Here is a 24,360-nt window from a genome sequence, read left to right on the forward strand (position 1 = left end):
ATCACTCCTTAAAACGGTAAATCTTCTTCATTGCAAAGAGCATCGTGTATCATCTGATATTCTTCCTGGGACTTATGGTCAGGGTCAAGCTGTGGCATTGGTTCTTCTTTGTCAATTCCCTTTTTGGTAAAACCAAGGAAATCAACTTCTGTAACAATAATTTCAACAATGTTGCGTACAATATTTTTACTGTCAATATAACTGCGTGTTTTTAAGTAGCCTTCAACGGCAATTAAGTCACCCTTTGTTTTGTATTTACAAAGATTAGTTGCTTTGCTCTCCCAAAACACAAGGTGAAAATAATCAGCGTCATTGTTATAGCTGTTATTAACAGCAAGTACAGTGTTGCATACAGCTGTATTGTTGTTAGTTGTGTACTTTAATTCAGGCTCTGCTGTTAATCGTCCGATAAGTCTTACTTCGTTTCTAATCATTATTAAAACTCCTTCTGTATGTGTTTTATGTTCAAATAACTTGTGCTCCGTTGGGGCATAAGTTATTTTTGTTTTACCGTGGCTTTATTATATACCACAATAATATTATTGTCAAGCATAGGTTTTACAAAAAATCTAAATTTTTTATTGACAGCATTAAAAAACTGAAATATAATCAATATATCACAATAATAACATTGTCAAATATATAAAAGGGTGAGATGTAAATGGATAAAATAAATAAGAGAAGTATTCCAAAAGAAAGAGAGTTTATTTGCAAGATGTGCGGAAACACATTCAAATCAACTGCTACACACGCAAGCTATTGCAAATATTGCAGAGATAAAAGGCAGCTTGAAAGAAGCAAAGAGCATTATCAAAAAATGCTCGAAAATAAAATTCGAAGACTCGGCTCTGAACAGATATGCCCGGAATGTGGCAATACATATATACTTAGGAGCGGTTCTCAGAAGATGTGCGAAGACTGTGCCAACAAGCACAGTATGCAGCTTAAAAAAGAAGCTAATCGTAATTATTCAAAAAGAACATATGACTCGTTCCTTATGTATTTTCCAAAAGGCAAGAAAAAGAAATTGCAAGACTATGCAAAAGAGCATAAAATGAGTTTTAACGAATTTATTAATACTTGCATTGATTATTACATAAAAAATCATAAAGACTGATTATTCCAATTCGTTTTTATGTGATTTATCAGACACATTTAAATAATCTTCGATACTCTGACGGGCAAACTCAAGTTCTTTTAATTCGCTAACTGTTTGTTTGTACTGCTCGTTTAATTCTTTTATATCTTCAATCAAGTGTTTCCTTTCGTTTGTTAGTTTTTCAATTCTCGGCAATGTTTTGTCAGGATACAAATTTAATAATTTATTAACGGCATCATCGTACTTTTGTAGTGCGGTGATGTTTTCTTTTTTATAACGGCTCGGATTTTTTGAATTTTGCAAACCTGTATGAACAGCTTTGTATTTTTCGTATGTGTTAATGAGTTTTATTACATCTCCGATTTCATCAACTTGCCGTTGTTTCTTGTTAAGCTGCGATACAAGCATCATTCTTTCGTTGTATTTTTGAGTAGAACTGTTTTCAATATCCTCCTGATTGCTGATATTGTGCGTAGTCAAAAAATTTATAAGTCTTGATGCTTCTTTCATATTTTGCAATTCAGCCCAATGCAACAATCCTTTAGATGTTTGAATTTTATTAGTGTCTATAATATTTGTCTTATAAGTTTTTCCTGAAATGCCTTTTTTAAGAAACTGATATTGTTCAATCCTTTTTCGTATTTGTGGTTCGTCATAAAACCAACCGAGAGTTCGACCTCTTGAAAATCTTTCTTGTCCTTCAAGGCGAAACTTAATTTTCACAACATTATTTGGGGTATATACACACTCAACTTTTTTGCTTTTGATTAGTGTCAGAAATTCGTCAAAGTTTGTACATTGCATTATTGTTTCATCAATAATATATCTGAGTTTAGACTTCCAACTCGTGCCTAAATAATCCTGTTGCCACTCGTAGTAGCACTTACCTTTATTTTTAGAATTTTCAATTACAGACAAATTATTTTCTCGACACAAATCATCGTTAATATTTCTTAACTTTTCCCAAACTTTGCCACCTCGGTTTTTTTGATATTCAAAACTTCGGAAATTCACAAAATCAATATTATTAAAGATAATATGATTATGTATATGAGCTTTATCAATATGTGTAGATACAATATATTGATAGTTATTATCAAGCAATCGTTCTGCAGTTTTAACTCCTATTTCTAATGCTTGTTCCGGTGTGATTTCTCCGATTTTGAATGATTGTTTTATATGTTGTGCAAGGACAGATCCTTTTCCTGTTCCTAATGCTCTGATATCTAAAAATTCACGCTCTGCTGTTTTACCGTCTGCAGTACATCCAAATGTATGCACTAATCGTCCATTGTCTGTTTTTTCAGGATTTAGTATATAGTCTATTGCTACAGCGAGAGAAGTTTTGATTGCACCGATTTTAGTGACTGCCATATATTTTCCGATACTTCCTTTATATATTTAATGTCATCATCGTAATAGCGATTTGTCGCATTTACTCTTTTGGCAATTTGATTTATATTAGCACCGATATTAATTAATGATTTATTAAGCTGTGCAATTTCTTTTAAATCTAAATTAATTATTAGTCCGTTCATTGCCATTTTTCGAGTATAAGAACTTATAGAAATTTCTCTTGTTAATGACATTCTATTTTCGATAATTTCAAATTCTTGTGGTGATACTCTGAACTTGATAATTATATTTTTATTTTTGCCATTGTCTTTTATATTTCTATCTTTCATAAGATAAGCCTTTCGTAAAATAAGTATTTAGGGGTTTTAGGGGATTTGCCCTTAACAAGCATTTTTCGGAGCTTAAAGCGGAGAAAAAATTAGGATTTGTGTCCACACAAAGCAGTGCTTGCTATTTTAGTGAAAAGGGATATTTGAAATAATCTGTACTCCCTATATATAATCCGCAAAAAAACGCATTTTGCACCTAATTTTGATAAAAATTTTTAAAAATATATATTTTTGTAATTTTTATATTGTTATATGGCAAATATTGTGATATTATAATGTCATCGATGTTGTCTGTTAATCGTTATTGGAACGGAGAGTTTTAATGACGAATAACAGTAATAATGCTGATGATAAGCAATTAATTTTGCTGAAAGCATACAAAAGACAAACTGCAAGGCAAGAAAAATATTTGCTTTTTGAAAAAGATTACAGAAGCAATAAATGCAGAAGTATTTTATCTCTTGATGATATAAACGATAAAAATATAAATCAAGTTGATAATAGTGCAGATATTAATAGCGTTATAAACAAAAATAATCTGCACAAAGCACTAATGACTGCATTGCAAGAGTTATCAGTAATCGAAAGGCAAATAATAGATGAGTGCTTCTTTTATGAGGATGTAAAGCGAAAAACTTATCAAGAACTCGGCAAGAAGCACAACATATCCAGGCAAGTCTATGTACGCAAGCTCAACAGAACTTTAAGCAAATTAAGACAACTTATTGAGCAACATTTTGACGAATTTTAAAATAAAATCAAAGATAATTTATTTTTTTACAAAAAAAGAGGTGCAAAAACCTAAAAAATGCGGAACATATATAGAGGACTTGGCTTCTCTGTATATTATCCGCAACTCTTGCAATGAATATTTTGTTGTGTTATGATTGCTGTAATCAATTGTTGTCTGTTTATAATGGAGGATAAAATGCACGAAAACAGACAAGATTTAAAAATAACAGCGTTGTATTGTCGCTTGTCGGCTGATGATGAGCTTAAGGGTGACAGCAACTCTATCATACATCAAAAAGAACTATTGCAAGAATATGCTTACAAACACGGCTTAAGGCAGATAGAATTCTATGTTGACGATGGATACACCGGTACAAATTTTGATCGTCCTGACTTTCAAAGGCTCATATCCGATGTGGAAAATAATCTTATTGGAAGCGTTGTAGTCAAGGATTTATCACGATTGGGAAGAAATTATCTAAAAGTAGGTTACTACACAGAGGTACTTTTTCCTCAAAACGATATAAGGTTTATTTCTGTAACAGATAATATAGATTCTATAAGTGAAGCAGGAATGAATGATTTTGTACCATTTAAAAACATTATGAATGAATGGTATGCTAAAGATTTGTCACGCAAGCAAAGAGCTGTTGTAAAAAGCAAAGGTAATTCAGGTAAAAGATTAACCTGTCGCACTATTTATGGTTATAAAAAAGACGAAAATGGTGAGTGGGTAATTGATGAACCATCTGCGAATGTTGTTAAAATAATTTTTAATTTGTATCTCAAAGGATACGGACAATCAATGATTGCAAATTATCTGTTTCAACAAAAAATTGAAACACCGAATGCTAAGAAATCAGACAAAACTAAAAATCCGTTTCGTTGGTCTGTGCAGACTATAACACAGATACTATCTCATCAAGAATATACAGGCGATACGGTTAATTTTAAAATATCTGAACTTGGCACTAAGAAAGTGTTTACTGACACACAACCTGCAATAATAGAGCGAGAAGTTTTTGAAAAAGCTCAATTACTCAGGACGAAAAGAAAAAGAGTATATAGACGATTTGACGAACAAGCACTTTTTGCCAATGTATTGTTCTGCTCCGACTGTGATAGTAAGATGTACATACAGCGTAAATTCAATAGAAATTGTACAAACTCATATGTATGTTCTAAATCAAGACTGTCATCAGACTGTTCTTCTCACTATGTTAATGAAAAAAAGCTAATTGCTTATGTTTTAAAAAGCATAAATGCTCTTATTACGACAGATAGAAAAAGCCTTGTTTCATTGATTGAAATGAAAAAACAGTTAGAAGCTCAAAAGCAAAAAATTGAGAACGAAAAAAATCTCCAAAATGCTAATAATCGCATTTCGGAGATTGATAAAATTCTTATTAATTTGTACGAGGATAAGGTCAAAGGCAATATTACTCTTGAAACATTTCAAATGTGTGACAAAAATTTTTGTATTGAAAAAGCTGAGTTGCAAAAACTCATTATTGACAGTTCAAGACAAAGTGTAGTTATTAATAAGCAAGAAGTAGAAATTTCAAATTTCATAAAGATGCTTAATAAGTACCATACACCATTGTCCGAATTAACACCTGAAGTCATAGATGATTTCATTGAAAAAATCGTAGTATTTGAAACAGAAAAAATTAACAATGTTCGCAATCAACAAATTAATATCTTTTACCACGGGATTGGTATGATAAGCCTTGAGTAAAAGTTGTACCTCAATTCATCTATCCATATTTATAAATTTTGAGGAAACCGCAGAAGGCAGGAATTCTTTACCAAGGCAGTTAGCACAGTGTCCACAGTTATGAGCAGTTTTATCATCTAAACAAGAAACGATATATCGACTGAAACATTCCTGTGTACTTACAAGACATTTCATCTGTTCCACTTCTTGCCTGCGTATAGCGGTTACCATTTCATAATGCTCTCTATCATATACAAATTTTTTAGGGGTCAAATAGTAATAACTTTTATCTTTTCTGATAAAGCCATCATTTTGAAGAAAAGATAACGCTTTTTTTATCCTTGTATTTCGTATATTCAATGTTGAGATAATTTCGTTTTCTTTAACTCCGTCATTACTTCCTATGTATTGCATAATACTTTCAGTTTCCTGCTCGGTAGGAAAAGCCGTATTAATAAAATAATTCAAAATTTCCTCATCTTCTTTTCCGTACATAAGGAAAATATATGCCCTGTCAAGGTTACGTCCCGCACGTCCAATTTGCTGATAATAAGAAACGATATTTGACGGCATTTGATAATGGATAACAAACGCAATATCGCCCTTATCATATCCCATTCCCAGTTTAATTGTCGCAACGATTACCTTTAATTTGTTGTTTCTGAAATTCTCCTCTATTTCTCGGTCAATGCTGTTACCGTCTTCACCGGCTCGTGAATAATACGCTGCAGCAGATATACCATTCTTTATCAGAAAATCTGCCAGATAGTCGCAATCTCTTTGTGTGAGGCAGTAAATAATTCCGCTTCCGTCAAGTTTCAGTATATTTTCTAAAATCCATGCATAGCGTTCAATTCTATCAGGTTTATTGAGAACCTGTATATATAGTGATTCTCTCGTTAAGGGTCCTCTGGAAACGAAAACATTGTTACCAAGCTGACTCCGAAGATCAGTCACCACACGATCGTTTGCAGTTGCAGTTGTTGCAAGTATCGGAACATTAGGAGGAAGCTGTTGGATGATTGTTTTAAGTTTGCCGTATTCCAAACGAAAATCATGACCCCAGTCTGAAATACAGTGTGCTTCATCAATTACAAATAATCCGATTCGGATATTTTTCAATCGCTTCTGAACATCATCACTGAAAAGCGTTTCCGGCGTTACCAGGATTAAATCTAACTCATCTTGCTCCAGAGAAGCCAGAATATCTTCTCGTCTGTCTTTTACAGTGCTGTTCAAAATATCACACCGAAGCCCCATTTTTTGGGCAGCATCGATCTGATTTTCCATCAAAACCAGCAATGGACTTACAACCATTGTAACACCACGCTTCTGTTCTCTAATAAGTTTTGTGCACACAAAATACACAAGACTTTTTCCCCATCCGGTTCTCTGAACAACAAGGGTACGGTTGTGGGTCAGTGTTGCCTCAATAGCTTCGTATTGTCCATCTCGGAAAGAAGCGTCGGGACCGTAGATTGCTTTGATTATCTCTGTTGATTTTGCATAAATATCCGGGTTGTAATGTATCTCTTGCATCGTATATACCTCTAAATCATTTTGTGTTTGCTTATTCTTTTCTAGTTATGCGTTGAAAATTATAAATTTTATTATAACTCTATTTTCGTGCGTTTTCAAGATTTTCATTGTACATACCACGGAAACTAACGCAGAATAAGTAAAAAGAAGCCAACAGTGTTGTCATAATTGTGTGAAAAATAAGAGTAATGCCGTAAAACAGTATGAATGATTGAAAAATATTCGCTCTAATTCTTTGTCAATATTCGGAATCAATTTCAAAATTTCGTGTCCAAATATACATTATAAGCCGTCCCATTGTCAAAAGATTATGTTAGACTATATTGTAAAAGTTAATTATAATTTCTCCTAAGCATATTAAATCTATTATCTATCATATGTAAACATAACAATGTAATTTTAAAGGCAAAATCTATTTCATTTGATTTTATATAGTTTTTACCATGTATACACTCATTTCTAATATTCAAACCATTTTCTCCGTACATACAAAAGTATATGAAAAAGAAATCTGACGCATTAATTAAGTCGTCTGTTACTTTGTAAATGTTAGTAATAATTTCAGTAAGAACAGATGTAGGACTTTTTAGTTTATTACAATTTCCGCTTTTTATATTTACAGGAACAATTCCACATATTTCTCCATAATCTCTTATTCGGTTTTCTAATAATGGAAAAAGTTGAGTTAAATGTGCCAGAGTAGGATTGGAAGAAAAACTGAGCAAATTATATTCTGAATTTTTATCTTTTATATTTTTATAAATTATTTCATGATTGGTAAAAAAATATATTTCAGCTCTCAAAAGAGCTTTTGATGTTCTATATATGCTTTTCAAGTATACATCAGAAGAGAAAACATTTAAAAACTTATGATAATTATCGTCTATAATTTTTCGGATTATTTCTTCATATATTTTGTCAACATTATGATCATTATCTAATATTAAATCATCCGGCTTTGGGAAATCTTCTGCAACTATAATATTTGAGCATAGAGCAGAGAAAGGATTATTTGAAATAGTTTGCATACCTTCAATCATTTTGCCTTTGCTGAGATTGAAAATATTTGCGGCGAAGCCAATAGGTTTATCAATAATTTGATCATTATGCTTTTTAATAGCCTCATCAGAAACAGTCATTTTTTGTTTAAATGAAGTTAGTACGCCGACGGATTTTCTATAGTATTCATCTGTCCATAAACATCTTACTCTTATTATTTCATATCTAATCTCGTTTGCAACAATATTCTTATTGTTTATTATTCTAGTCAGAAATTGAAAATACTGTAAAAATAAACTTGGAAGAAGATTATATTCATATTTTTCCAAGACAGAATCAAATTTATCATATATTACATCCGCAATAGATTTATCAATTTTATGCAATATATATTCATCCTCTATATATTGAGTAAAAGAAACAAAGTCATTGATTTCATTAATTTTAAATAATTTTTCATTAATTATTTTATTTATGTCTTCTTTTTTATTTTTGTTTCGTAATATGCCTTTTTTATCAAAATATAGTAAGACGTTATTAGCATTTACATATTCAATAGCTTTTGATAAATTAATGTAACATTCTTTACTAATAATAGATTGGACTTTGCTATCGTTTAAGAAAGAAATAATAAACTCTAAGCTTGAACAATAATAATCTCTTTCTTTATCGCTTTTTAGATTTTGATAATATTCAAATAATAACCTAAAATGTATTTCGATAGTTGATTGCGACGGAATAGCTTTATGAAGTGCATATTCTATAGATTCAATAATAAAATCTGTGACTTCATTTTTAAAATACGCTTTCATATTATGCAAAATTTCACTATTCCACAATGAAAAGTCAGGGAAATCTTTTTCACCTATGCTCGAATGAGCTTTTAGTTTACCAGATTCGTATTTTGTTGAAATCATTTCATTTATATATCGTTCTTGCCAAGTATTATATTTAGACAAAGGCTTGAAATGATATGAAAAGCAATTTGCGTTATATAGTTCGTCGTAATGTTCTGCAACAAAATTTTTATTTTCAGCGAAAATATAATTAATATTATCATTGAACACACTAAGGGGTTCATTCATATCTATTTCTATTTTATCAATTAATCTGTAAATAGTTACTTTTTCATCGTAGAATACATTAATACTTTCTTTTTGGAAAATATTACGAAGTAAAAAGATATCTTGATACATAAGATATTTTTCACTTTTACCAACACTATATATTTTTCCACAGTATATTAGCATTTTAAATATTTGGAAAAAGTCATTCTGGCAAATAAAATCATCTAAAGAAATATTTCCGTTATAAAAAAGTGCAAGATTATCTAAATCCTTTAGCCAGGAAGCAGTAATTCCAAGATCCTCATAATAATACTCACGGATTTTGGTTAGATATATAAATAAATCATTTATTTCAAAATGTTTATTAAAAAAATCCTGAAAATCGCTGACAGTAAAATCAACTTCTTGTTTTTCAACATAATCAATAAACCAAGCCCATTGGTTGGATTTTGATAAAATATTATCCATGATTTTTACCGTTAATTCGTGTTCAAAATACACAGCAATTCACCTCAAAAATATTTCAATCTTCCGTAAGCATTGTAGATAACTCCACCCGATAGAAGATGTATTTTCATATTTCTTTGCAAAGCTGTGTTTTCGGGTAAAGCACTATAATCAGTTGATTCTGTGTTATACAACCACTCAATAAAATCAGTTCCAATTTCACCCTCGTCAAAAATTTCAAATCTATTTTGAAAACTGATTATATTGGAATTTTATCTTATCATATCTTTAAGTTGACTATCCAAAAGCCAAGAGTGACAACGGTATTCTGCATTTGCTAAGTCAGGATAATATTCAGTAAAAAATTTTTTAGCTTTCATTAAAGATTTATCAACAGCACACGGAGAAAAATCAGCGTCAGAGGGAATATGAATACCGATTACAATTTTATCATCAATATGCTTCTTCTCATATTCCAATTCATCGATTCTAAACAAATGACATCCAGCTTGGCGAGCAGTCCACCAATACCTGTCAAAATAAAGTCTGCCTGTCATTTTGTAAGTTTCATTGATAAAGCGAGTATAGCATTTCATTGTATCAAAATAAATTTTATCGCTGATACCCTTTGTTTTATAAATTTCATAAGCATCAGCTGATGCTTTCAGCATACAGGCAAGTATCTTGATATTATCTTTATCATCACCGAGAATAGATTGAAGTTCTAACCAAGCTTCATTCATCTTTTCGTAGATAAGAAAAAACTTTAGCTGTTTATCTATTGTGTCAAAATCAAAGTTATCGGCAAATTCAAGCACACGAGTTTTAATTTCAGGTTGCAATTTGATTTTGTTGGAAAGCGTTAAAATATCCATAAGTCTTTCACCATATATCCGTAGGAAAACAGAAAAAATCATATTTTTCGTTCCATTGTGGACAAATCAATAATGTCTCGTTTGGATTAACTTCAAATGTGTATCACCAATAGAATAAAAATACCTATGTAGTTTTCGTATCATAAAATATCCTCTAAATCACATAACTCGTTTAAGTTGCTGACAGTGTAGTTCGGTTGTTCTTCTTGTGTCATAGGCGTAGCAAGTCCGCCTAATCCTTGCTTAATCCATACAGTTTTCATTCCGATTTTATTGGCAGGAACAATATCATTGTCGAGCCTGTCACCGACCATTACCGCTTCTTCTGCCTTGCAATCAGCTTTACTTAGAGCAATTTCAAAGATACGCAAATCAGGCTTTGCTACACCCTCCTCGGCTGAAGCTACAACAAGGTTTATGTATTTAAGCAAGCCGATTTTTTCTAACCGTTCTTCACTGCCAAAGACCTGATTGGCAATAATTCCGATTTTATATTTCTTGCTTAATTTTCTTAAACATTCTTCCGCTTCAGGATATACAAATTCGTCATCACTGTTCCAAGGAGCCATAGTTAAGCCGTAATATTCAAGTGCCTTATGGTAGCCTTTTTGATTGTATTTTGAAATCTCAACCATTTTGCTGTAAAAATCATCATAACTAACATTTGTATTTGCTATGGTCTTTTCAACTCTTTTTCGGAAAGCAACACTTTCGTCAACAAGTGTTGAACCTATATCAAAGAAAATCCATTTAATGTTTTTGATCATATTATCACCAAATTCAACTTATATTCTAAACATCGTATCAATTCATTATAACGAAATAATTTCCTCTAGTAATTACATCTCCTATACCGTAGGGTAAATTTTTTAGAATAGCTCCTTTAATTAACTCAATAGCATTATCTTTACGTAAAGCCACATGTATTTCGCTTAATGTACTTTTACTTTCAAAAAGTCTTGATAATTGTTGAAAGAAAGCGGATACGGATTTGATTGCTCCATCTCTTAGCATATCGTCTAAGTAAAATATTAAAATCTTCTGAAAATATATTTTTCCGTCGATTAAAGGCAATAGTATTAGTTCGCTCTCCCCTGAATAAACCCATTTTGTTTTTCTTTCAAGTTTTCTCGTGAATTTCACAAATTCTTCGTTACTAAAGTACCATTCTGTTCCATCAATTTTTGCGACAGTTTCCTTATCAGGATAATTCTCACCCCAATACGAGCCGAATCATGGAAGATAAAAATTAACATTTCTGCCGGTTAAATGATGGTAATAATTCAAGCTATTCAATATGCTTTGTCCGGACTCCAAATCCGGACGCATAATAAAAACACCTATATAATCGTTCCTTAGACCCCTTTCAATATAATTACTATTTATCTTTTTTATCATTTCCTCGTAAGTTAAAGCGTTAATCATAATGCCTCCCTAAGTTTTGCTAAAAATATTTATCAAAATGGTAATACTCTGAACGAATTATATTGCAAACTCGCTCATAAGGTAATAGTAAAATAAACGCAATTGTATCCATTTGGTTAATGGTTCCTCGTAAGTCCATAATCAGTTACCTTTTGCAATATCATAAACTCCTTTGTAATGATGTACTCTGATTGATATAAATACAAAATCTCTCAAATCATAAGCACTTCGCTTGATTTATTAATATTGTTCATTCCTTGAAGTCATGTTTTCTGTTACCCTTCTTTATTGCTTTGAATATTTCCTTAATAGGATGTTTATTAAAATCATTAATTCTTTGTCTTTGCGTGTGATTTTCTTCTTCAAGTTTAGTAACATTTTTAGACAATCTTTTATTTTCTTCACTCAAGCAATAGATTTTATTTTCTAAATCATTATAGAATGCTATTTTAGATTCTAATTCTTCTACTTTTTTCTCTTTGATGTCAATTTCTGAACGTAACCTATTTAGTTTTTCAAGATTTTGTTGATATGTTGTTTTAAGTTTTACTATTTCTTCTTTGTATTGTGACATAATAACATATTCCTCCGACGATGGATTAGAAATGAATTTGCCATATATATTTCTTGAAAAAATATTTTTCATTTCAATTATCGCCATGTTTTTTCGTTCCTGAGTTAATGGTATACCCGGTTTATCCAATTTGAGTTTATCTCTCAAAGTTTTCGAAATTGGAACTTCAAATATTGGTATTCCATTTTCTTCAAATGTTCTATATTTATTATAATTTGTCTTATGTGTTACAACTACCTCAATAACAAGTTTACCATACCATTTATAAAAACACCTTTTTCCTATTTTGCTTATTTGATTTTTACTAAATTCATAATAAACATCAGCACGAAACTGTTCGGAAAAATCAAAGATTTTTTCGTTTTCTCCTTTTGTAACATTGAGATACAAGTCTATATTATTTTTCTTATTTACCAAATGAAGAGTTGATAGATTTGCAAGTGCTGTTTTTGCCACATAGTGTGTTAAAGATTCTCCCTCGGAGTCACTTTGAATTGAGTTATCGTTCTTTGTATAAAAAACAAAATGTGCTCTTTGTGTTGATTTATTAAATCTGGGAAATACTTTGTATTCATCATCAATGACTTCGTAGTATAAAGTTAATTTTTTGTATTCACTATTATTCTCTTCTCTTAAAAGGAAAGCATCAAAAGCTGAAATAGTGCTTTCATCTCCGGTAAAATTATTAATTGCGATGGCGTACGATTTCATTATTTCACCTATTGAATATTAATACTTTTTCAATAAATTAATTTTATCATGAAACAATCAATATAGCAATATCAAACAATGCAAAAACATGTACCTTTCTCCTGTTGTACTCTGACTTAATTAGCTGCCATATAATAAAATTTTTATTTTTTCAATAATACGTTTGCGTTTCTTTTGAGCAGCACTTTCTGTCATTCCGAGCAGAAGTGCTGTTCTGTTATAGGACAACTTTTCTTTTGTTTCAAATGTATCAAAGTTTATCCCTGCTGTCAGTTCAAGCAATTTGCGCTCTATCGGGGATAGTGTAAAAATAGCCCTTTTGATTTGTTCGGATTTATAGTTATCAAAAATAATAACCTCTATTTCAGAAATATCCTCTATTTCAAAAGATTCTCTGCTTCCGGAATATTTTGTTGCTAACGCTGTTTCTATATACTCAATGACTGTATTCTCGGGAAGATGTAACTGTTTAGATATTTCTTTTACAATTTCATCAAACAGTTTTATATCTTTCATTTTGAATTACAATGACGTTACTTTACTGAGATTGTTATGTGCATTTTTACTTTCCATATTTGTAATAGTGCAGTCTGTTCGCATATACTCTAACCACGCTTTATGAGTTTTATATTTCATAATTTGAAGAAGAGGAAGCTTTTCATCTGCTGTATATCTTTGCAATTCGTCCCACAATAGAGAAACAAAAATTTGTTTTAAATCTGGAAGTCTATATTCTTCAATGTGATTGTGTTCTATAAACTCGGTAGCTTTTCTGTTAAGTATAGGCTCATAGAAATGCAAGAATTTATTAAAATATTTACTATCGTTTGTTTTCAGGTACTGCAAAAAATAATCATTGAAATCATCAAGTCTGGTGGGTTCGTAACCTAACTGATACATATTCAGGTTTTCATTTTGCATTTTATCACTCCTAATCTTTCGTTGCTTCCTCGTAAATTTTCTCCAAATTCATTTCCTCTTTCTAGTGATTTTCTGCATAGTCGAAATCAAACTGTGCCCGCTCAAATTTCATATCAATAATCTTTTTAGCCTTAGCTGATATAGTTTTACTGTATCAGCTAAGGCTTTTATTTTGGCGTATTGAACTGTAGCGCTTGTTCCTGAGAACATAATACGGACTGTCGGATTTTTTCTGCTTTTTCATTTTGCGTTTTGTAATTTCAGGGTGCTTTGCAACATAGGAGCAAGGCACACAGTATTCCTTATTTACCGTACTGCAATATAGTTGCTTGTGTGCCGTAGTCATAAGAAAATATTTGTTGCCAATGACGGTTTATTTTACCGCTGTGAATCAGCAACTTTGTTGCATCCTCCTTCGGAAGATTAGCAATGCAGTTGCTCATATATCCAAACGGAAATTTCTTGTTGCATATAATTATATTCCTGTCATCAAAATCAACTGCAAAATAATCAAAGGTTGTGATTTTGCTTTCGTACCTTTCAATATAGCTCAATCCCTTCGCCTCAAAAGTATTATATCACTGCATTGGCAATATCACAATATATTAAGTATCAAAATTTAATAGTCACAGGAATTTCTGTGATTTAAAAAAAGTCTGACATTTATGTATTGAGAGCAAAAAGCATTCAATATTTTATGGAAGGAGTTGTTATAGTGCATAACAATAAAAAGCTTACTGCCATTGACGGTGAAACATTAATGGATATGCGAATCAAGCCAATAAGCTTTTGCATAGACTCGCTGTTACCGCAGGGTGTATCTCTGCTCTGCGGTGCTCCGAAGATAGGTAAATCGTGGTTAGTGCTTGATTGGTGCGTTCGCATAGCCAAAGGAGAGGAGGTGTGGAATTTTAAAACCATGAAAGGAACTACCTTGTATCTTTGCCTTGAGGATAACCTGAGCAGAATTCAACAAAGGCTGAATGAGATTACAGATGAAGTTCCGAACAATGTATTCTTTGCAACATCTTCGTGTTCGCTGTCGGACGGACTTGCAGAACAGATTGAAAGTTTTGTCGCAGAGCATAAAGATACGGTTCTGGTTGTCATAGATACATTTCAGATGATACGAAGTAAAAATAAGGATACTACTTACGCAAATGATTATCAGGAAATTGAGGAACTGAAAAGATTAGCGGACAAGCTGAAAATTTCTCTTCTGCTTGTACATCATCTGCGCAAGCAAGGTGACAATGATCCTCTGAATAAAATCTCAGGCACAACAGGAATCAGCGGTGCGGTTGATACAACGTTTATTCTTGATAAGAGCAAGAGAAGTCAGAACAACGCAACTATGATTTGCACGGGCAGGGATATTGAATACAGAGAGTTGGAACTGAACTTTTCAAAAGACAATCATATGTGGAATTTAGTTTCGGACAGTGTAGAAAGTCCTGAAATACTTTTGCCGGAAGAAATGAATTCGTTAATTGAATTTATGAAACAAAAGATTGTCTTCAAGGGGACAAACTCTGAGTTCGCAGAAGAATTTAATTCTTTCTGCTGTAAAGAAATCTCTGCAAAAGCGTTAAAACAGATGATGAATAAATGGCGTTACGAATTAGAGAGCAATGACATTTACTTTAGCTCATACAGAAGTAACGGTAAAAGGTTTGTAAATGTTCACTATCTGCCCGATAGTGACTCAAGTGCCTTAAATGACGGAAATATTATTGGTGCCAAAACTTGCGTTTCTTTCGGCACTTGCGACCCTGACGAGCCGTATCAGCCAACGAGAGTCGACTTGTGCGATTATTTTGCAGAGTACGAGAAAATACCCGACTGCAAGTGAAAATCGCAATTTGGGCAAATTTACGGCAGAGTTGAAATTTTATTTTCAGTAGCAGAGGTTTGGGCTACATTTCCCGGACTTGTCCGGGGCAAGCAGAGCGCCCGGCTGTCCGCCGAACACGTAAAAACCGAGCGAAGCCCGGACCCACTTTAATACGAGGTGCATAAAAATAGAAAATCGTAAGAGAAATCAAACTTTAAGTATCAGATTAACTGATTCCGAAAAATCAGCAATCTATAAAATGTCAAAGAAAGCTAAGCTGACATTGACTGAATATATTTTGAAATCTTCATTACAAACCGAAATTAAAGTAGTTGATTTGCAACCGTTACTTGTTGAACTGAAAAGGATTGGCAATAACCTGAATCAGATAACAAGGAAGATAAACAGCGGTGTTTTTTGTTCGTATAATTTTGCAGAAGTAATTGATATGCAAAGAAAAATCTATGACGCAATCATAAAACTGTCGGAGGAAAAGTGATGGCGACCGTGACATATATTCGTGAGTCAAAACAATCAATCAGTGCGATGAAAGGTGTAATTGATTACTGTTGTCAGGATAAGAAAGTCTATGATGAGATTTCAAATCAAAGACTTGTCAGCGGAATTAATTGTGACGGTGAAAATGCATTCAAAGAGTTTATGGCTACTAAAAAGTCATACGGTAAAACTGACGGTATGAATTTCTATCAGTACGTTCAATCATTCTCACCCGAAGAAAATATTACTCCGCAGAAAGCTCATGAGGTTGCATTAGAGTTTGCCGAAAAAGCGTGGACAGGATATGAAGTTTTAGTTGCAACTCATTGTGATGCACAACACATCCACTCTCACTCTGTAATCAACTCGGTAAGCTTTGAAAATGGCAAAAAGCTTCGACAGAATCCAAACACGCTTAATTTATTACGAGCCTTGAGTGATGAAATTTGCAGACAGCATAATCTTTCAACTCTTGAACCTTACAGAAAAGACGGTATGAAAATCTCTACAAGAGAATACCGCACGGCTGTCAAAGGTCAGAGTTGGAAATTCAAACTGATGAATGACATAGACAAAGCCATGAACATAAGCGGTTGCAAAGAAGATTTTATAAATGCAATGTCAATTATGGGTTACACCGTAACCTGGACAGACGACAGGAAATACATCACCTATCAATGTCCGAACAAAATGAAGTGCAGAGATATTAAACTGCACGAAGATAAATATTTGAAAGGAAATATTGAAAATGAATTCAGATACAGGCAAGAACAATATTTTGGAAAGCCTCAAGCAGAGGAACAGCAATTCACTTACTGCGATAGAACTGCTCTCAGGAGAAACGAAAGTAATCTCAATTCCTTCTCAAGTGAGAGAGTAAGAACTCAATCTGTTGAGAACGGCAATAACATTTCAACCGGAGCTGTACAATATGATTTCAAAAATCTCAACGGACGACCAGATGGTGGAATATCTGGAGAGGATTCTGGAAATCAACAAAGACAATATGGAATCAATCTCGAAGAGTTGTCAGTCGGAGCTGAAGAAAATTTCGGAACAGAGTCTGAAAGGAATCAGGTCGATGCAAACGCAGATGACCAAATCTATTCAACAGGCTGGGAAGAGTCAAGAAGAGTTTTTGAAAAATACATTGCAGCAAGGCCAGGAGTTGGAATCGGTAATAGCCTCACAAGTGAAGAGGTCAACTCTGCTGACAACCTTAAAATGGATAGCAATAACTGTGCTGTCCTCGGCAGTATCAACTCTCTTGCTGAATCACTTTCTCGGATAATTGATGATGAATCGGAAGATGAAGAAGAACGCAGAAAGCGGATTACAGCTGAGCAAAACGGCAGTGATATTGGTACAGCAATAGGAATTGCTGTAGGTGTACTAGCAGGCACAATATCAAAAGAAGAAAATATTGAATATGAAGAACCTGATGACAGTCCGACCATTCAAATGTAGTCGGAGAAAGGAGGACTATGAGCAGAGAATCAGAACCTGTAATAATTGAATCTGTTTTTTATAACTACACGGGAACAGACGAGCAATTTAATACTTTCCTGAAAAGTGTAATCAAGGATTATGTTTTGGAAAATAATCTGTTGCCTGATGATGAAAATATTATTGATGAAAAGTCAGCTTAATTGCTGGATATTAGTAACGAATTGTGATATGTTGTGGTTGCACCGAGGTGGTGTGACCACAACATTCAGATAACAAACGAAAGGAGAATGATAATGAAAGTGTGGCTATATTACAGGCTGTCAAGAGATGGAGATGCTGAACTCAATTCTCTTAACAATCAGCGAAACATTTTAGTAGAATATGCAAATGCAAACAATCACGAAATCGTGGGTGAGTCATATGACGATAATGTTTCGGGTATGCACTTCAATCGTGAGGGTATCAGCAAAATCTATGAACAGGTTGAAAACAAGGCGATTGAAGCAATCATCGTAAAAGACTTATCCCGACTTGGCAGGCACAGAACGCAGACTGCGATGTTCATTGATTATCTTCGTGAACACGATGTCAGAGTGCTTTCTGTTACAGAAAACATTGACACAAGCAATGAAGATGATGACCTGATGATAGGCTTCAAGGGGATTTTCAACGATATGTACGCTCGTGATATTTCAAAGAAAATCCGTGCAGGCTACAAGCAGAAACAGAAAAACGGAATTGTGATTACAGTACCGCTTGGATATTTTAAGGATAAGAACACCAATGAAATTTTAATAGTCGAGGAAGAAGCGGAGATTGTCAGAAAGATATTTGACCTCTACCTATCAGGCTACGGCTTAAAAGCAATAGCCAAAAAGCTGAATGATGAAGGCATAAAATCACCGCAGTACTATCAAAACAAAATGTACAACAAGAAATTACCCTGCAACAAACCTGAAATTACTGGCAGGTACTTATGGGTGAACACAACGGTAAAACGGATTTTGCAGAATGAGTTTTACATAGGAACAGTCACCTGTCACAAGACTTATACCAGTAAAATTAATCATATCAAAAAGGCTTTGCCTGAGGAAGAACAATTCAAACACGAAAATTTTGCACCTGCCATTATCTCAAAGGATAAATGGAAACAGGTGCAATTTTTATTATCTTCAAAGCGTAATAATAATGTTCGAGCGAGTTCAGGTAATCCCTGCCACCGATACACAGGACTGATAGAATGCGGTGACTGCGGTTGTACATTCGTATGCAAAAAGCGTAAGTGGAAAGATAAACCCGCACGCATCGAATACAACTGCAACGGCTATCATCGCTACGGCAAGGAGCACTGCACGGCACACAGGATTGATGAGGAATATTTAGACAAGTTGATTTATAATGAGCTTATGTTAATCAAGGATGAAGCACTTGCAAACTACAAATCAATAGAATCGGATGTAAAGAAATGGATGAGCAATAAAGGTACGGTAAACAATAAGCTGAAACAGCTCAATACAAGCCTTGAACAGCGCAAATCTGACCAAAAGGAAATCCTGCTTGAGAGAATCAGGGATAGGGAACACGCAGATATCTACACAGAAATGCTTGAAAAATGCGAGTCGGATATTCAGAAGCTTGAAGATGAAATTAAGTCCATTCTGGATTATAACTCAACTATCAAAAAGCGTAAAGCTGAAATGAAAGACAGCGTTGAAATCATCGAAGAAATTATCAAGGAGGGAGCGATCAGCGACGCAAACCTCAGATTGCTTGTAGATAAAATAATAATTTTTGAAAGAGACAAAAAGCTGAGTATCAAAATCAAGTTAAATGCAAAATTTCAACGACATAAGGATTGTTATGATGAGGATGGAAACATTTCATTAAAAAGTTTTTAAATGATTTTAAAAATAGTATTTCAATGCTAATTTTATTGAATATTTTTTATCATAGTTGTATAATGAACTATATTAATAAAGGAGAGGTGTATTTTATGTTACACGAAAGTGATGATAAAAATAATGTTAAAATTGAAAATTCTAATTTATTGTTTTCTAACATCCAGTCAATGCCTTATACCCCAAAAGAATATATTGAAAGTATAAAAAAATCAAATGTATTACTGGTGCCGTGCGATAGATATAATGACGGGAACTGGTTGTTTACTGAATACACACACGAGATTTTTGAATATATAAATGAAGTGGACGACGATGGCATAAAAATGGATATATGTATTTCTGATGAGGAATACAAAAAATTAGAATTGCATTCAGAAGTAATCAATTTAGGAATTTTTTTAGTAACTAATATAGTTTTTCCAATATTAGTTGGTATTTTAAGTTCGTTTCTATATGATAAGATAAAAAAGTATCATAAGAAACCAACAGAAACAAATACAAATGTAGAAGTTATTGTTGAGAAAAATGGCAAATCAAAAAAAGTCATCTATAGTGGAACGATTGAAAATTTTGAAAAAACAATGAAAAGTATAAAGGATACTATGTTTGAGGAATAGAATATGGAAGTAGAACACATAGAGAAATATTTGAGCATTAATAAAACAAACTTTGATAATCAAATATTAGAATATATAAATAATAATAAAATGTTAGCAGTGAATGAAGGTAATGAAGATTTAGCAAATTACATGTGGTGCTTGAATAAGATATTCAAAATTCAAAAAAATTATATATCTGCATATAATTTATTGAAAAACAAAGAATTTCAAGATGCATGGTTGTTATTAGACAGAATAGAAATAGATATATATTTATTAAGTAACAATTTTGATATTTCTTCAGACAAATATAATATTGAATATATTTTAGATCGTATACATGATTTTCAGAAGCTATATCCATATGAATATTTCATAAGCAGAGAAAGTATAATTAAAAGCGAAAAATGTACAATATGCGGAAGAAAGGTAGGTATTAGACATAGTTGTGGACACAAAAAAGGTAGGTTATACAATGGAGAACTATGTTTACATAAGGTAACTGACTTTGAGTTTCGGGGGATGGCTTTAGTGAAAAATCCCTTTGATAAATTTGCATATATTCAAATTGAAGATAAGGAATATAACTATGGAATGATAGAATTATTAATTAATGAATTGCATTCACCTTACGAGAAATGGCACATAGAAGATACGAAAATAAAAAAGATTGAATATCTAAGAATAGGACGAAATGAGTTATGTCCGTGTGGTTCTAACAGAAAATACAAAAAATGTTGCAAAGATACTGAAAAGGAACTTATGACACATTATATAATAGTATTTGATAATCCCGAAGGTCACAAAAGAATGCCTTTAACAACATTCTCTACATATAAATAGAATTGGCAGAGAGACTAATAACGGTGAAGAATCAAAATTAGTTAATAAGACAAAAATCCCTTGATGAATTTTAGGCAAAACATATAACGGATTTTTAACTGTTTTGCCTAATAGAACGAAAAAAAAGCCCGATTTAATCGGACTTTTCAGGGTGGTGCGGGTGACAGGACTTGAACCTGCACACCGGTAAGCACAAGAACCTAAATCTTGCGTGTCTGCCAATTCCACCACACCCGCATAGGTGCTCTTAATTTTTACACGGCAGAGCAACCGAGGTGGAGCTAATCGCTTAACCCACAATGAGATTATTATATCAGAATTATTTTTAAAAATCAAGAGAATATCAAGAAATTTTAAATTTCATTTTGGATGAATTTCGTACTAAAAAGTATGTGACAGGTTTTAAAGTGAATATATTGCTTTTTGCTATAAGTATATCTATAAATTGTTTTGGAATCAATATCTTAGTATTGACAATATACCTTATGGGGGTATATAATAAATATACCCTTAAGGGGTATGAATGTATAAAGGACTGATATTATGGCTTGTGAAAATTGTCATAAAAATAAAACAATGCAGAGAAGTGAGGCAGAGTACAAGGCTCTTATCAATCGTTTAAACCGCATTGAGGGGCAGATAAGGGGCATTAAAGGTATGCTTGAAAAAGATGCCTACTGCACCAATATTCTTGTTCAGGTTTCGGCTGTTAATGCGGCGCTCAATTCTTTCAACAAGGAATTGCTCGCAAATCACATTAAAACCTGCGTTGCTGAGGATATTCGCAACGGCAAGGACGAAACGATTGATGACCTTGTTGCTACCTTACAAAAGCTAATGAGGTAGGTGCTTTTGATGAAGAAATTTAATGTTACGGGAATGAGTTGTGCCGCTTGCAGTTCTCGTGTTGAAAAAGCGGTTTCAAAGGTAAACGGAGTAAAATCCGTTTCCGTCAGCTTGCTGACTAATTCTATGGGTGTAGAGGGCAGTGCAAGTGACGAAAGCATAATTGCGGCGGTTGAAAAAGCAGGCTACGGTGCAAGTGTTGCAGGCGGTAAAAAAAAGCAGTCGACTGAAAATGAGCAATTAAAAGATAAGGACACTCCTGTTCTTATGCACAGACTTATTGCATCGGTCGGTTTTCTTGCAGTGCTGATGTATATATCTATGGGACATATGATGTTGGGTTGGCCTTTGCCAAACTTTTTTACGGATAACCACATCGCTGTGGGACTTGTTCAGCTGTTGCTATGCGTTATAATAATGGTGATTAACCAAAAATTCTTTATAAACGGCTTTAAAGGATTAATTCATCGTTCGCCGAATATGGATACGCTTGTTGCGCTTGGTTCGGGTGCATCGTTTGTATATAGCGTATATGCACTTTTTGCTATGACAGACGCTCAGGTAAAAGGCAATGCAGATCTTGTTATGAGCTATATGCACGAGTTCTATTTTGAGTCGGCGGCAATGATTTTAACGCTTATTACAGTAGGAAAAATGCTTGAGGCTCACTCTAAGGGCAAAACAACAAATGCGCTCAAGGCGCTTTTAAATCTTGCACCTAAGAAAGCTACATTGCTTATTGACGGCAAAGAAACCGAGGTTATTGTTGACAAGGTAAAAAAAGGCGATGTTTTTGTAGTTCGTCCGGGCGAGAGTATTCCTGTTGACGCAGAGATTACAGACGGCAGTACGGCTGTTGATGAGTCGGCGCTTACAGGTGAGAGTATTCCCATTGATAAAACAGTCGGTGACAGCGTGTCGGCAGGTACGATTAATAAATCGGGATTTATCAAGTGCAGTGCTACGGCTGTCGGCGAAGATACGGCTTTATCGCAAATTATAAAAATGGTTAGCGATGCTGCGGCTACAAAAGCGCCTGTCGCTAAGATTGCCGATAAGGTATCGGGTGTGTTCGTGCCTGTTGTAATTGTTATTGCTGTTGTTACTATTGCCGTATGGCTTTTGTGCGGTCAAACTGTCGGCTATGCGCTTGCAAGGGGTATATCTGTTCTTGTAATCAGCTGTCCTTGCGCATTGGGACTTGCCACACCTGTTGCAATTATGGTAGGCAACGGTATGGGCGCAAGAAAAGGCATTTTGTTTAAAACAGCGTCATCACTTGAAGCGGCAGGAAAAATTCAGATTGCGGTTCTTGACAAAACAGGAACTATTACAAAAGGCGAGCCAAAGGTTACAGATGTTATTCCGTTTGGAATTTCTGAAAATGAACTTTTGCAGTATGCTTATTCCATTGAAACAAAGAGTGAACATCCGCTTGCCAAGGCAGTAATCGCCAAGGCACAGGAAATCGGCTTAGTGCCATACGAAATTACAGATTTCAAAGCAGAGTCGGGCAACGGTCTTTCAGGCGAATACAACGGTGAAAAGATAATCGGCGGCAGTAAAAAGTATATTTCTTCACTTATAAATATTTCAAATGATATTTCAAGCAGAGCAGACAGTCTTTCTGAAGAAGGAAAAACACCTCTGTTCTTTATGAAAGGCGATAAGCTGTTAGGTATAATTGCCGTTGCCGATGTTATCAAAGACGAAAGTCCGCAGGCAGTTAAAGAATTGCAGAATATGGGCATTAAGGTTGTAATGCTCACAGGCGACAACGAGAGAACAGCAAAGGCAGTCGGCAAACTTGCAGGTGTTGACGAGGTTATAGCAGGCGTACTGCCTGACGGCAAAGAAAAGGTAGTTGCCGATCTTAAAAAGCAGGGCAAGGTTCTTATGGTTGGTGACGGAATAAATGACGCACCCGCACTCACAAGAGCGGATATAGGTATGGCTATCGGCTCGGGCACAGACATTGCAATAGACGCAGCCGATGTTGTTCTTATGAAAAGCAAGCTGACAGATGTGCCTGTCGCTGTAAGACTTAGCAGAAAAACTCTGAGAAATATCCACGAAAACCTTTTCTGGGCATTTATTTACAATGTAATAGGTATTCCGCTTGCGGCAGGAGTATGGATTCCGTTGCTCGGCTGGCAGTTAAACCCAATGTTTGGTGCGGCGGCAATGAGCCTTTCGAGTTTCTGCGTAGTAACCAATGCTTTAAGACTGAATTTCTTTGATATAACAAATCCAAAGAAAGACAGAAAAATAAAACAAAAATCTAAAAAGGATGATAATGCTATGACAAAGACAATGAAAATTGACGGTATGATGTGTTCACATTGCGAGGGCAGAGTTAAGCAGTGCCTTGAGGGACTTTCTCAGGTTAGTGCGGCAGATGTAAGCCACGAAAAGGGAACAGCTGTTGTTACTCTTTCTGCTGATGTATCAAACGATGTTCTTACAAAGACTGTTGAAGATCAGGGCTACAAGGTTATTTCAATTTCATAATTTATTTGCAGATGTCATTTTGCTTGGCATCTGCAATTTTTTTGCAAAATTTTCTGAAAAAAGTATTGACTTAAAGTCAGCTTTAACC

At 33.8% G+C, this 24,360-nt stretch carries 23 protein-coding genes, 1 tRNA gene and 1 pseudogene; 12 read left to right on the forward strand and 13 right to left on the reverse strand.

Annotation, left to right across the window (positions count from 1 at the left end; genetic code table 11):
• Positions 1–8: 8 nt before the first annotated feature.
• On the reverse strand, positions 9–434 hold the full coding sequence (locus DXC23_RS01765) for a single-stranded DNA-binding protein (RefSeq protein ID WP_117704490.1): 426 nt from the start codon (positions 432–434) through the stop codon (positions 9–11).
• A 227-nt stretch (positions 435–661) separates the two neighbouring features.
• Here DXC23_RS01765 and DXC23_RS01770 point away from each other — a divergent pair, with 227 nt between their 5' ends.
• Positions 662–1,117, forward strand: a complete 456-nt coding sequence (locus DXC23_RS01770) for a hypothetical protein (RefSeq protein WP_117704491.1) — start codon at positions 662–664, stop codon at positions 1,115–1,117.
• Here DXC23_RS01770 and DXC23_RS01775 read toward each other — a convergent pair whose 3' ends face one another.
• On the reverse strand, positions 1,118–2,473 hold the full coding sequence (locus tag DXC23_RS01775; RefSeq protein WP_117704492.1) for a relaxase/mobilization nuclease domain-containing protein: 1,356 nt from the start codon (positions 2,471–2,473) through the stop codon (positions 1,118–1,120).
• Complete coding sequence (mobC, locus tag DXC23_RS01780) at positions 2,428–2,784, reverse strand: plasmid mobilization relaxosome protein MobC (RefSeq protein ID WP_117704493.1); 357 nt, start codon at positions 2,782–2,784, stop codon at positions 2,428–2,430. Before mobC (DXC23_RS01780) ends, DXC23_RS01775 begins: the two co-directional genes overlap by 46 nt.
• 322 nt (positions 2,785–3,106) lie before the next feature.
• Between mobC (DXC23_RS01780) and DXC23_RS01785 the strand changes: the two genes are divergently transcribed.
• Both DXC23_RS01785 and DXC23_RS01790 read left to right on the forward strand, forming a co-directional pair.
• Positions 3,107–3,535 (forward strand): sigma factor-like helix-turn-helix DNA-binding protein, encoded by a 429-nt coding sequence (locus DXC23_RS01785; protein WP_117704494.1) that lies wholly within the window; start codon positions 3,107–3,109, stop codon positions 3,533–3,535.
• Between the two features lie 177 nt (positions 3,536–3,712).
• The gene (locus tag DXC23_RS01790) at positions 3,713–5,254 is read left to right on the forward strand and encodes a recombinase family protein (RefSeq protein WP_158552398.1); all 1,542 of its coding nucleotides are present in this window, start codon (positions 3,713–3,715) and stop codon (positions 5,252–5,254) included.
• A gap of 15 nt (positions 5,255–5,269) precedes the next feature.
• Here DXC23_RS01790 and DXC23_RS01795 read toward each other — a convergent pair whose 3' ends face one another.
• The 9 genes and pseudogenes from DXC23_RS01795 to DXC23_RS01840 form a co-directional block, all read right to left on the reverse strand.
• On the reverse strand, positions 5,270–6,772 hold the full coding sequence (locus DXC23_RS01795) for a RecQ family ATP-dependent DNA helicase (RefSeq protein ID WP_117704496.1): 1,503 nt from the start codon (positions 6,770–6,772) through the stop codon (positions 5,270–5,272).
• 332 nt (positions 6,773–7,104) lie between these two features.
• Positions 7,105–9,339: a hypothetical protein gene (locus DXC23_RS01800; protein WP_117704497.1), complete on the reverse strand. Its 2,235-nt coding sequence runs from the start codon at positions 9,337–9,339 to the stop codon at positions 7,105–7,107.
• A gap of 11 nt (positions 9,340–9,350) precedes the next feature.
• A pseudogene (locus DXC23_RS01805) lies at positions 9,351–10,202 on the reverse strand (acyltransferase domain-containing protein).
• Positions 10,203–10,300: 98 nt separating this feature from the next.
• A complete protein-coding gene (locus DXC23_RS01810; RefSeq protein ID WP_117704499.1) occupies positions 10,301–10,927 on the reverse strand; it encodes an HAD family hydrolase in 627 nt (208 codons plus the stop codon).
• 37 nt (positions 10,928–10,964) lie between these two features.
• Positions 10,965–11,303, reverse strand: coding sequence for a hypothetical protein (locus DXC23_RS01815; protein ID WP_117704500.1), 339 nt, complete (start codon positions 11,301–11,303; stop codon positions 10,965–10,967).
• Positions 11,304–11,835: 532 nt separating this feature from the next.
• A complete protein-coding gene (locus DXC23_RS01825) occupies positions 11,836–12,870 on the reverse strand; it encodes a hypothetical protein (protein ID WP_117704502.1) in 1,035 nt (344 codons plus the stop codon).
• A 120-nt stretch (positions 12,871–12,990) separates the two neighbouring features.
• A complete protein-coding gene (locus DXC23_RS01830; protein WP_117704503.1) occupies positions 12,991–13,386 on the reverse strand; it encodes a sigma-70 family RNA polymerase sigma factor in 396 nt (131 codons plus the stop codon).
• Positions 13,387–13,392: 6 nt separating this feature from the next.
• Positions 13,393–13,791 carry a hypothetical protein gene (locus tag DXC23_RS01835; protein ID WP_117704504.1) on the reverse strand — a complete coding sequence of 133 codons (399 nt, stop codon included), beginning with the start codon at positions 13,789–13,791 and terminating at the stop codon, positions 13,393–13,395.
• A 302-nt stretch (positions 13,792–14,093) separates the two neighbouring features.
• Positions 14,094–14,345 (reverse strand): hypothetical protein, encoded by a 252-nt coding sequence (locus DXC23_RS01840; RefSeq protein ID WP_117704505.1) that lies wholly within the window; start codon positions 14,343–14,345, stop codon positions 14,094–14,096.
• 161 nt (positions 14,346–14,506) lie between these two features.
• On the opposite strand from DXC23_RS01840, the gene DXC23_RS01845 reads away from it, so the two are divergent.
• From DXC23_RS01845 to DXC23_RS01870, 7 genes are all read left to right on the forward strand, one after another.
• Entirely contained in the window at positions 14,507–15,643 is a 1,137-nt protein-coding gene (locus DXC23_RS01845) for an AAA family ATPase (protein WP_242997381.1), read from the forward strand.
• Positions 15,644–15,884: 241 nt separating this feature from the next.
• Positions 15,885–16,124, forward strand: a complete 240-nt coding sequence (mobC, locus tag DXC23_RS01850) for a plasmid mobilization relaxosome protein MobC (protein ID WP_117704506.1) — start codon at positions 15,885–15,887, stop codon at positions 16,122–16,124.
• A complete protein-coding gene (locus DXC23_RS01855) occupies positions 16,124–17,590 on the forward strand; it encodes a relaxase/mobilization nuclease domain-containing protein (RefSeq protein WP_117704507.1) in 1,467 nt (488 codons plus the stop codon). The genes mobC (DXC23_RS01850) and DXC23_RS01855 overlap by 1 nt, the downstream gene beginning before the upstream one ends.
• Positions 17,591–17,607: 17 nt before the next feature.
• Positions 17,608–17,772, forward strand: a complete 165-nt coding sequence (locus DXC23_RS12345) for a hypothetical protein (protein WP_158552399.1) — start codon at positions 17,608–17,610, stop codon at positions 17,770–17,772.
• 93 nt (positions 17,773–17,865) lie between these two features.
• The gene (locus DXC23_RS01860; RefSeq protein WP_158552400.1) at positions 17,866–19,470 is read left to right on the forward strand and encodes a recombinase family protein; all 1,605 of its coding nucleotides are present in this window, start codon (positions 17,866–17,868) and stop codon (positions 19,468–19,470) included.
• A 95-nt stretch (positions 19,471–19,565) separates the two neighbouring features.
• Positions 19,566–20,090 carry a hypothetical protein gene (locus DXC23_RS01865; RefSeq protein WP_117704509.1) on the forward strand — a complete coding sequence of 175 codons (525 nt, stop codon included), beginning with the start codon at positions 19,566–19,568 and terminating at the stop codon, positions 20,088–20,090.
• Between the two features lie 3 nt (positions 20,091–20,093).
• Positions 20,094–20,915 carry an SEC-C metal-binding domain-containing protein gene (locus DXC23_RS01870; RefSeq protein WP_117704510.1) on the forward strand — a complete coding sequence of 274 codons (822 nt, stop codon included), beginning with the start codon at positions 20,094–20,096 and terminating at the stop codon, positions 20,913–20,915.
• A 152-nt stretch (positions 20,916–21,067) separates the two neighbouring features.
• Here the strand turns inward: DXC23_RS01870 and DXC23_RS01875 are convergent.
• Positions 21,068–21,152: transfer RNA gene (locus tag DXC23_RS01875), tRNA-Leu, on the reverse strand.
• Positions 21,153–21,458: 306 nt separating this feature from the next.
• Between DXC23_RS01875 and DXC23_RS01880 the strand changes: the two genes are divergently transcribed.
• Both DXC23_RS01880 and DXC23_RS01885 read left to right on the forward strand, forming a co-directional pair.
• Positions 21,459–21,761 carry a metal-sensing transcriptional repressor gene (locus DXC23_RS01880; RefSeq protein WP_117704511.1) on the forward strand — a complete coding sequence of 101 codons (303 nt, stop codon included), beginning with the start codon at positions 21,459–21,461 and terminating at the stop codon, positions 21,759–21,761.
• A gap of 9 nt (positions 21,762–21,770) precedes the next feature.
• Positions 21,771–24,272, forward strand: a complete 2,502-nt coding sequence (locus DXC23_RS01885) for a heavy metal translocating P-type ATPase (RefSeq protein WP_117704512.1) — start codon at positions 21,771–21,773, stop codon at positions 24,270–24,272.
• The last annotated feature ends 88 nt before the right edge of the window (positions 24,273–24,360 follow it).

The sequence above is a fragment of the Eubacterium sp. OM08-24 genome, assembly GCF_003438075.1.
Classification (GTDB): Bacteria; Bacillota; Clostridia; order Oscillospirales; family Acutalibacteraceae; genus Ruminococcoides.